Source organism: Frigoribacterium sp. 2355 (assembly GCF_054060695.1).
In genome coordinates, this window is the sequence record NZ_JBSSDL010000013.1 from 83,242 (window position 1) to 93,325 (window position 10,084).

Annotated in this window: 9 protein-coding genes; 4 read left to right on the forward strand and 5 right to left on the reverse strand. The window is 73.3% G+C overall.

Annotated features, from left to right (window positions below):
* The first annotated feature begins 285 nt into the window (after nt 1–285).
* Nucleotides 286–744, forward strand: coding sequence for a hypothetical protein (locus ACVJ1F_RS13615; RefSeq protein WP_456886841.1), 459 nt, complete (start codon nt 286–288; stop codon nt 742–744).
* On the opposite strand, the gene recQ is transcribed toward ACVJ1F_RS13615, so the two are convergent.
* The 4 genes from recQ to ACVJ1F_RS13635 all read right to left on the reverse strand — a co-directional run bounded on the left by recQ (nt 705) and on the right by ACVJ1F_RS13635 (nt 6,908).
* Entirely contained in the window at nt 705–2,807 is a 2,103-nt protein-coding gene (gene recQ, locus ACVJ1F_RS13620) for a DNA helicase RecQ (protein WP_456886843.1), read from the reverse strand. The two genes, ACVJ1F_RS13615 and recQ, sit on opposite strands and share 40 nt — an antisense overlap.
* Before the next feature lie 31 nt (nt 2,808–2,838).
* Nucleotides 2,839–3,834: a CPBP family intramembrane glutamic endopeptidase gene (locus tag ACVJ1F_RS13625; protein WP_456886845.1), complete on the reverse strand. Its 996-nt coding sequence runs from the start codon at nt 3,832–3,834 to the stop codon at nt 2,839–2,841.
* A gap of 145 nt (nt 3,835–3,979) precedes the next feature.
* Complete coding sequence (locus tag ACVJ1F_RS13630) at nt 3,980–6,292, reverse strand: bifunctional metallophosphatase/5'-nucleotidase (RefSeq protein ID WP_456886847.1); 2,313 nt, start codon at nt 6,290–6,292, stop codon at nt 3,980–3,982.
* Nucleotides 6,293–6,488: 196 nt separating this feature from the next.
* A complete protein-coding gene (locus ACVJ1F_RS13635; protein ID WP_173151946.1) occupies nt 6,489–6,908 on the reverse strand; it encodes a GNAT family acetyltransferase in 420 nt (139 codons plus the stop codon).
* Nucleotides 6,909–7,037: 129 nt separating this feature from the next.
* Between ACVJ1F_RS13635 and ACVJ1F_RS13640 the strand changes: the two genes are divergently transcribed.
* Nucleotides 7,038–7,913, forward strand: a complete 876-nt coding sequence (locus tag ACVJ1F_RS13640) for a shikimate dehydrogenase (RefSeq protein ID WP_159826768.1) — start codon at nt 7,038–7,040, stop codon at nt 7,911–7,913.
* Nucleotides 7,914–7,915: 2 nt separating this feature from the next.
* Complete coding sequence (gene aroD / locus ACVJ1F_RS13645; protein WP_456886849.1) at nt 7,916–8,755, forward strand: type I 3-dehydroquinate dehydratase; 840 nt, start codon at nt 7,916–7,918, stop codon at nt 8,753–8,755.
* Between the two features lie 287 nt (nt 8,756–9,042).
* Here aroD and ACVJ1F_RS13650 read toward each other — a convergent pair whose 3' ends face one another.
* Entirely contained in the window at nt 9,043–9,513 is a 471-nt protein-coding gene (locus tag ACVJ1F_RS13650) for a DUF805 domain-containing protein (protein ID WP_456886851.1), read from the reverse strand.
* A 155-nt stretch (nt 9,514–9,668) separates the two neighbouring features.
* On the opposite strand from ACVJ1F_RS13650, the gene ACVJ1F_RS13655 reads away from it, so the two are divergent.
* Nucleotides 9,669–9,923 carry a DUF6458 family protein gene (locus ACVJ1F_RS13655; RefSeq protein WP_043593189.1) on the forward strand — a complete coding sequence of 85 codons (255 nt, stop codon included), beginning with the start codon at nt 9,669–9,671 and terminating at the stop codon, nt 9,921–9,923.
* Nucleotides 9,924–10,084: the final 161 nt, after the last annotated feature.

The window sequence follows — 10,084 nt, forward strand, 5'->3', positions numbered from 1 at the left end:
GCGGCCTATCGTCGGAGACCGACCGAAACGGGACGCTCGTCCGGTTCACGACCCTCCGACGAGTCCTCGTCGGGGGATCGACCCGAGACCCGGGGCGAGCGCCGCGACGCACCGCCCGTCCCCGTGGGCGGTGGTCCGGCCGGGCGGACGGCCCCCCGCGCTCCGGCTCCGACAGCCGGGGACGACCCCGGACGGCCCGAGGCGCCCCGAGTCCCCCGAGTGCCCCGCCGCATCCCCCGACGACAGCCCCGACGACCCGAGAGGACCGCCTTGGACGACGAGACCATGACCACCCGCCCTTCGCGCCTGCCGGTCGTCTTCGGCGCCACCTCGCTGATCTCCACCTACTTCGCCGTCGCCAGCATCGTCGGCGCGGGCACCTCGGTCGGCGTCGGACTCACCGCGACGGTCGTGGCGACCGGCCTCTACGTGCTGTCGGCGGTCGTCTGGCTCGCGCTCGTCGTCGTGGCGGTCTCGTCGGTCCGCCGGACGCGACGAGGCGCTGCGCTCGACCGGACGAGCATGCGCTTCATCGGGTTGGCACCCCCGGCGGGCGGGGCCGTGCTGCTCGCCGCGGCCTACGTCGCCCGCATGAACGGACAGCCCTTCTTGGGCGGGTTCTCGGCCATGGTGATCACGACGGTCGCGCTGGTCGTCCTGTCGCAGGCGTTCCCGCTGCTCGGCTTCGGCCCGTCGACCCCGGGTCAGCGCCAGTCGTCGGGCGGCGGCGGGGCGTCGTCGTAGGGGTCGTAGGGAGCGTCGGCCGGCACGTCGTAGAGATCGTCGGCCGGCACCTCGGGCACCTCGTCGACGGCGGGCGGTGCGGCACGGCGGGCACCACGAGCGGGCGCCGTCGAGGTCGCTCGCGGCGAGTGGGGAGTGGTGCCGGCCGACGCCGCCGCGGACGACCCGACGGCCGCCGCCTCGGCCGGTGCGGTGCCGCCCACGACGGCGAGCACCTGCTGACCGTACGTGTCGAGTTTCTTCTGGCCGACGCCGCTGATGCCCGCGAGCTGATCGAGCGAGGCGGGCCGTTCGGATGCGATGCCCCGCAGGGTGACGTCGCCGAACACCACGTAGGCCGGGACGCCCTGCGCTCGGGCCACGCCGGCACGCCACTCGCGCAGCGTCTCGAACAGGGCGGCGTCGTCACCCGTCAACTCGGCGGCGCCCCGCGAGGAGCCGCGACCCGACGAACCCGACCCGCTGCGCGCCCGGGCCGAGCGCGCCGGACGGTCGGGCTCGCGCCGCAACCGGACGGTGCGGCCGCCCGAGAGCACCTCGCCCGCCGCGTCGGTGAGCAGCAGGGTGCCGTAGCCGTCGGGCGAGACCGCCAACACCCCCTGGGCGAGCAGCTGCCGGACGACGCCCCGCCACTCGACGTCGTTCAGCTCGGTGCCGATGCCGAAGGTGGACAGCTGCTCGTGGCGGTTCTGGAGGACCTTGGGGGTCGACTTGCCGACGAGGATGTCGACGATCTGGCCCGCGCCGAACTGCTGGTTGCGCTCTCGCTTCAACCGGACGACCGTCGAGAGGAGCTTCTGGGCGGGCACCGTGCCGTCGAGCGACTCGGGCGGCGAGAGGCAGGTGTCACAGTTGCCGCAGGCGGTGCTCGCCTGACCGAAGTAGCCGAGCAACTGCACCCGTCGGCACTCGACCGTCTCGCACAGGGCGAGCATGGCGTCGAGGTGGGCGCCGAGCTTGCGGCGGTGCTCGGCGTCGCCCTCGGACTGGTCGATCATGCGCCGCTGCTGCACGACGTCTTGCAGGCCGTAGGCCAACCAGGCCGTCGAGGGCAGGCCGTCGCGGCCGGCCCGGCCGGTCTCTTGGTAGTAGCCCTCGACCGACTTGGGCAGGTCGAGGTGCGCGACGAAACGGACGTCGGGCTTGTCGATGCCCATGCCGAAGGCGATGGTGGCGACCATCACGATGCCCTCGTCGCGCAGGAAGCGCGCCTGGTTGCGTGCCCGGGTCTGCGCCTCGAGGCCCGCGTGGTACGGCAGCGCCGGGATGCCCTGCTTGACCAGGAACTCGGCCGTGCTCTCGACCGACTTGCGGGACAGGCAGTACACGATGCCGGCGTCGCCGTCGTGCTCGGTGCGGATGAACCGCAGCAGCTGCTGCTGCGGGCCGTCTTTCGCCTCGATGCGGTACTGGATGTTGGGCCGGTCGAAGTCGGCGACGAAGTGCTTCGCGTCGTCGAGCTCGAGGCGGCGTGAGATCTCGCGGTGGGTGGTCTCGGTGGCCGTCGCCGTCAGCGCGATGCGCGGGACGTCGGGCCAGCGCTCGTGCAACACCGACAGCTCGAGGTAGTCGGGACGGAAGTCGTGCCCCCACTGCGCCACGCAGTGGGCCTCGTCGATGGCGAAGAGCGAGACGTGGCCCCGGTCGAGCAGCGACTTCGTGGACTCGAGCTTGAGCCGCTCGGGCGCGAGGTAGAGCATGTCGAGCTCGCCCGCGACGAACGCCTGCTCGACCGCACGACGACGGTCGGGGTCTTGCGTCGAGTTGAGGAACGCCGCCCGGACGCCGACGGCCTCGAGGGCGTCGACCTGGTCTTGCATCAGCGCGATGAGCGGCGAGACGACGATGCCCGTGCCGTCGCGGACGAGGGCGGGCACCTGGTAGCAGAGCGACTTGCCGCCACCCGTGGGCATGAGCACGAGGGCGTCGCCGCCCTGGACCACCTGGTCGATGATCTGCGCCTGCTGACCACGGAACTCGTCGTAGCCGAACACCCGGTGCAGCACGTCGAGGGCTGCGGGGGGAGCGTCGGGAGCCAGGGCGGGCGAGGCGGTGGTGGTCACGCGTCGAGTCTACGAGCGGCCGCCGACGCGGTCAGTCGACCCGCGCCTCCTGGGGACGGTCGTCGGTCGGACGGGCACCGGGGACGAGGGGTCCGCCGGGCGCGGGAGCGCCGGGTACGAGAGGAGCGCTGCGGACCGTCACGAGCCCGGTGCGTCGGGCCGCCCGCAGCACGAGCCACACGTAGAGCGGCGTCGAGACCAGCGTCACCGCCAGGGCGAGGGGGCTGCCGTCGCTCGACTCGACGCCCGCGAAGGGGGCCGACAACAGGAAGAGCACGGTGTTGTTGAGCACGTGCGCGACTATCGCCGCCTCGAGCCCGCCGGTGCGCCAGGTCAGGTAGGCCGCGGCCACGCCGAACACGGCGACGTCGAGCATGCCCCACGCGTTGTAGTCGTGGCCGAACGCGAACCCGACCGTGGGCAGGACGATCGCCGCGATCGGGTACCTCAGCCACGAGCCGATCGTCTGCATGGCGAGCCCGCGGAACGCGTACTCCTCGGCCGTCGCCTGGAGCGGGGTGACCACGAGGATGACGACGACCGCCCAGACCAGGGTGTCGGTCGGCGTGGTGACCGGGCCGGTGCCGATCGGCTCGCCCGACAGCGGGGGCACCACGACGTAGCTGAGCCCCACCGTCAGGGCCATGAACGCGAGGGCGGGCACGAGGCATCGCACGAGCCACCGCCAGCGCAGCCGCCCGGCGACGCTCGAGAGGCTGCCGACCGCGCCGGGACCGACGATCAGCGTGCCCAGCATGATGGCCGGCAGCATGACCGCGATCGAGGCGAGCGTCGTGAAGAGCACGAGCGGGTCGGCGGCGGCCAGGGCGTCGCCCTCGATGCCGCGCTGCAGGCGTTCGGCGGCGGCGGTGCCGCCCACGGCCGTGGTCACCCCGAGGACTGCCACGTAGACCACGACCGACGCGAGCAGGTACGTGACGGCCGCCACGACGGCCGCCAGCAGCGGTTTCCACCACCGGTACGAGGGCAGGGAACGGAACAGGCGGTGGTACGCGAACGTCGTCACCCGACGAGCGTACGGGAGGCGCGGTGCCGGTCGGTCGTGCCGCCGTCGCCTTCGCGCCGCCGCACGATGGTCGCACCACGAAAGGAACGTCGCACCACGGAATTCCGTGGTGCGACGTCCGGTCGGTGGTGCGGTGCCGGGGGCGTCAGCCCTCGGTGGGCGTCACCGTCGCGCGGAGGCGACGGCGGCGGGCGACGACGAGCGCCGAGCCGCCGGCCAGCATCAGGACGAGACCGGCGAGGGCCGCGAGACCCAGGCCGTCCTGGCCGGTGAAGGCCAGCGAGCCGTCGGCGTTGCGGACCGTGCCGGCGGGCGTGGTGCCCGGGCCCGAGCCGGGCGTGGTGCCCGGGCCCGAGCCGGGGGTGGTGCCGGGCACGGTGCCGCCGGGGGTCGAGACCGGAGGCGTGGTGCCGGGGTCGGTCGGCGGGACGACCACGGGAGCGGCCGCCGCGGCGAAGACGACCGGGACGGACGCCGTCGTGCCGGTGCCGGCGACCGAGAGCACGACCTGGCGCGTGACCGGTCCGGCAGCGGGAGCGGTGATGCCCTCGGGAACGACGAAGGTCACCGTGGCACGACCCTGTTCGTCGGAGTTGTCGAGGATGGTCTCGTCGATCGGGGCCGAGGTGAGCTCGACGCCGTCGAGCGTCGCGGTCACGGTGCCCGACGCGTCCGCGGCGGCCTGCTGCAGGACGAGCGACGACAGGGTCATCGACACGGTGTCACCGGCGGCGAACCCGCCGACGGGCGCAGCGGTCAGCCCCGAGACGCCGACCGAACGCGAGGCGAAGTCGGGGTCGGACGGGTCGCCGGCCTGGGCGTCGAAGTACTCGAGCTGGCTCTGCAGGTCGACCTTGCCGCTGTCGGCGTGGGCGCGACCGTTGGCGAAGGCGGTGAACCCGTCGCCACCCGAGGCGAGGAACGAGTTGACCGTCACCTTGTAGATCGTGGCGTCGTCGACGGCCACGCCGTCGAGCGAGACGGCCGCGATGCGCGAGCCCGCCGCCGCGGTGGGGTCGTAGGTGTAGGTCAGACCCTCGGACGTGCCGAGCTTCAGGGTGCTGGTACGGCCGGCGGTCGGCCACTGCTGCTCGAGCACCTGGCGGATCTCGGCGCCGGTCATGTCGACCACGACGAGCGTGTTGGCGAAGGGCTGCACGGCCGCGGCGGCCTTGTACGTCACGTCGCCGTCCGGCGCCACGAAGGGCAGGTCGTCCCGCAGGCCGCCCGGGTTCATGAAGGCGAGCTGGGCACCGCTCGCCGTCGTCGACGACAGCTGGATGTCGGCGACGAAGTTGCCGAGCGTCGACTCACCGGCCCGGTTCGACACGGGGAGGCCGTTGGCGTCCGGGTTGGCGTTGTAGGCCCGGTTGAAGGAGTCGCTGATCGAACCGATGACCTCGGCCCCCCGCTCGGCGGCGACGTCGACGGCCGAGGCGACGATGGCCTGGACGGTGGGGTCGGGCGTGAAGGCACCGTAGAGCGGCACCAGACGGTGCGAGGCGATGGTCACGCGGTCACGGAAGGCGGTGGCGGCGGGGTCGACCGTCATGGTCACCCGGGCGAGGTTCGTCCCGTAGCTGCCCGTCTGCACGACGGCACGCTGCGGGCCGCCGTCGGACGGCGAGACGAGGTAGTCGTAGCCCTGGTGGGTGTGTCCCGAGAAGATGGCCGACACGTCGCCCGAGACGCCGCGGGCGATCTCGCCGAACGCGTTGTCGCCGGTGACGGAGTCGAGGCTGCCGGTCTCGGCGCCCTCGTGCAGCAGCAGGACGATGGCGTCGGCCGCGTCGGCCGCGACGATGTCGTCCGCGACGGCGTTGACCGACTCGACGACGGGGGCGAAGGTCAGCCCCTCGATGCCGGCCGGGCTGACGAGCGTCGGCATGGTCTCGGTCAGCGCGCCGATGAACGCGACGCGGACGCCGCCGATCTCCTCGACGACGTAGGGGTCGTAGGCGGGCGTGCCGTCGCTCCGGAGGATGTTCGCGTTCACGTAGGGGAACTCGCTGTTCGCCCGGACACGGCCGTTGAAGTCGTCCTGGCCCTTGTCGAACTCGTGGTTGCCCGGCGTGCTGACGTCGAGACCCATGGCGTTCAGGGCGTCGAGGGTCGGCTCGTCGTCCTGGATGAACGAGGTGAACGTCGAGGCGCCGATGTTGTCGCCCGCCGAGACGAAGAGCGTGTTGGGGTTCTGCGCCTCGACCGACTCGACGGCGCCGGCGAGGACGGCCGCGCCGGCGATGGAGGCGCGAGCACCGGGGGCGTCGGCCTCGAGTCGACCGTGGAAGTCGTTGATGCCGACGAGGTCGATCGTGACCGGGACGGCCTGGGCCGGTGCCGCGGCGACCAGGCCGAGCAGCAGGGTGCCGGTGGCGACGGACGCGAGGGCCGCACCGCGGACTCGCCGCCGGCCTCCCGTCGGGACGGACTCGGATGACGGGGGGCTGATGCGCATGGGCGTCGGTGCTCCTGGAGAAGACGGTTCGGGCGGGACGGCACCCCCCGACAGGGGGCGCACCACACGACCCTAAGTTCTCGCTGGGTGCCCGACAAGAGTCCGCCGAAGATCGTCACATGTTGTTCATCCGACGCCGCGAGGCCGAGCGACGGGCCCGCCGAGGGGCGCCACCGGAGCCTCCGGACACCGCGCCTCAGTCGGCGATCAGCCGCTTGCCCATGCCGAACGCATCGTCGACCGAGTACCCCAGGTGTTCGTAGAACGCCCGTACCCGCTCGTTGCCGGTGCGCACCTGGAAGTTGACCTTCGGGCAGCCCAGCGCCTCGAGCGACCGCTCGACCTCGGCCATGAGCTGCCGGCCGAACCCCTCCCCCTGGCGATCGGGCTCGACCGCGACGTAGTACACCCAGCCCCGATGGCCGTCGTACCCGGCCATCGCGGTCGCGACCAGCGCCTCCTCGGCGTCGACGCCGACCAGGAACAGCTCGCGCTGCACGGTCAGCTTGCGTTCGATGTCGCGTCGCGGGTCGTTCCACGGGCGGGTCAGCCCGCAGCGCTCCCAGAGCGCCACGACGGTCTCGGTGTCGGCCTCGTCGAAGGGTCGGATCTGCATGCACCGACCCTGCCAGACCCGACGGGACGAGGAGGCGCGGTGCCGGTCGCCACCACCCCGCACCCCCTCAGGGCCCTCGCGTTAGGGTGGGTCGTCGTCCGAGCCGCGGGCGCAGGGAGGGGCCCACCCGTGACCGATGCTCGCCGACGTCTCGCCGTCCTGGGGTCGCCGATCGAGCACTCGCTGTCACCGGTGTTGCACCGCACGGCGTACGAGCACCTCGGCCTGCCCTTCGACTACGACCGGGTCGAGGTCGCCTCGGGCGGGCTCGCCGACTTCGTCGGGGGCCTCGACGCGAGCTGGCGCGGCCTGAGCCTGACGATGCCGCTCAAGCGCGAGGTGCTGCCCCTGCTCGACACCGTCTCGCCGCTCGCCCGGCGTCTCGGGGTCGCCAACACCGTCGTCATCGACGACGACGGTCGCCGCCACGGGCACAACACCGACGTGGACGGCATCGTCCGCAGCGTCGAGGGCTTCCACGACGCCCGGCCCGCCGCGGCCACCATCCTCGGCGGGGGCGCCACCGCCCTGTCCGCGATGGCCGCCGCGTGGGATCTCGGCGCCCGGTCCTTCTCGATCCACCTGCGCAACCCCATGCGCGCCGGCGAGCTGACGTCCCTGGCCGCCGAGCTGGGCGCCGACGTGATGGTCGCCCCGCTCACCGAGCTGCCCTCGCTCGGCCCGTTGGACTTCGTCATCAGCACCTTGCCCGGCGGCGCGGCGGACGACCTCCACCTGCGTCCGGCCGGCGGCTCGTCCGTCCTCTTCGACGTCGCCTACGAGCCCTGGCCGACGCGCCTCGCGTCGCGCTGGTCGGCCGACGGGGGCATCGTCTTCAACGGCCTCGACATGCTCGTCGAGCAGGCGCTCGGCCAGGTCAGGCTCTTCTCCGGGCGGGCGCAGGACGAGCCGGTCCCCGACGAGGGCGTCCTGCGCGACGCGATGCGCGCCTCCGTGGGCTCGCCGATCCGCGACCGGTCGACCACCGACAGCGTGGCGCGCTGACGATGGCGACCCCACTGCCGGTCTCGATCGGTCGGGTCGCGCTGGGCACCGGGCGTCCCGCGGTCTGCGTCCCGCTCGTGGCCCGGACCCTCGACGCGCTGGTCGACGCCGCCTCGGCGCTCGACACCGACACGGCCGAACTGGTCGAGCTGCGCATCGACTTCGTCGACGCCGCGTTCGCCGCGGCACCGGACCCCGACGGGCCCGTGCGCACGGGCACCGAGGCGACGGGAGCCGCCGACCTCGACCTCGTGGCCGACGTCGTCCGTCGGGTGCGTGGCGCGCTCGACGCCGAACTGCCCCTGCTGTTCACCCTGCGGACCGAGCCCGAGGGAGGCGAGCACGACGTCGCCCCCGCGACCTACGACGCCGTACTGCGCTCGGCCATGGCCACCGGGCTGCTCGACGCCGTGGACGTCGAGATGTACACCGACCCCGACCTGCTCGGCGGGCTCGTCGACGCCGCGCACGACGCCGGGCTCGTCGTGGTGATGTCGTCGCACGACTTCAGCGGCACCCCCACGCAGGGCGAGATCGTGTCACGCCTGCTCGAACAACAAGAGAACGGTGCCGACGTGGCGAAGTTCGCCGCCATGCCGTCCAGTACGGACGACGTGCTGACCCTGATGCGGGCCACGGCCGAGTTCCGGGCGGGTGCCGGCATCGTGCCCGCGATCACCATGTCGATGGGGCCGCTCGGCGTCGTGTCCCGGCTCGCGGGCGAGACGTTCGGCTCGTGCGTCACGTTCGGATCGGCGGGGGCGACGAGCGCGCCCGGACAGGTCCCGGCGTCGGGGCTGCGGGCGGCGCTCGAGCTTGTGCACGAGGCGCAGCAGGGCTGACGGCGTCGGACCGGCTTCGTCCGGGGCCTCGGGCGTCCGGGCTCCGGAGGCCCGACGCACGCAGAGTCCACCACCGGGAAACGAGCGACGGACGTCGCTCAACGGGACCACCACGGCGGTCGGGCCCACCGGAGTGCGAACAGGTTAGCGGTCGGTGGCCCGACCCCGTAACCCCCTTGCGCCCGCGAGCGCCACGTGGTGCTCGACGAGGACGGGGAGTGCACCGGGGCCCTCGACGACGCCGTCGCCGCCGTGTCCCGGCGGGACTCCGGCGCCGTCCGGCCGGGTCAGGCCGGGCCCGGGTACTGCCGCTCGCCACCCGTGTCGAACCGCTCGCCCGAGGCGCGCGAGGGCAGCAGCGACATGACGAGCAGGGTCAGCCACCCGAGGACCGGCAGCAGGTAGAAGAGCACGTACCAGGCGGTGAAGCCCCCGTCGTGCAGGCGTCGCGACTGCAGCGCCAGGGTCGGCAGGAAGCTCACGACCGACCACAGCACGACGACGACGCCCTGGTGGTCGATGTAGGTCCAATCGCCGTTGTCGCCCCCGGCCCAGGTCGACGTCCCGCCGCTGCCCGTGGCCCAGGCCTGGAGCGCCCCCTGGAACACGAGCGCGATGACGAACCACCACCAGTACTCGCTGCGGCTCGCCCGCCCGTGGAACGTGGCGTACTTCCGCCAGAACCGGACGACCGCGACCTTCGGCGAGGCACGGTGGTACGGCTGGTCGAGCGGCACGTGGCCTGCGGGTCCGGTCATGGGATCTCCTGCGGTGGGGTGACGGGCAGGACCATCCTCGCAGCGCCTCCGCCGCGTCGTGGCCGATCGGCGCGGCCCGTCGGTACTGTGGGGCCCGCCGACCCTCGCGTCGGCGCCGTCGCCCATCCGGGGCGGCGCCAGACGAAGGAGACCCCATGAGCATCGGCGGCGGAATCGCCTTGATCGTGATCGGCGCGGTCCTCGCGTTCGCTCTCGACTTCCAGGTCGCGGGCATCGACATCAAACTGATCGGCTACATCCTCATCGCGGCCGGCGTGGTCGTGACCATCATCGGCATCGCCTTCGCGTCGCGCCGCCGCTCGACGGTCTCTACGACCCGCAGCGCGGTCGACCCGGCCACGGGCGAGCGCGTCGAGCGTCGCTCGACCGACAGCGACCCGCTGGTCTGACCCGAGGGTCCGACGCGACCCGAGAACGCAGGAGGCGGGGGGGGGGGGGGGCCCCCCCCCCCCCCGGGGGGGGGGGGGGGGCCCCCCCACCCGGGCCCCCCCCCCCCCCCCCCCCCCCCCCGGGGGGGGGGGGCGCCCCCCGCGCGCCCCCCCGGCCCCCG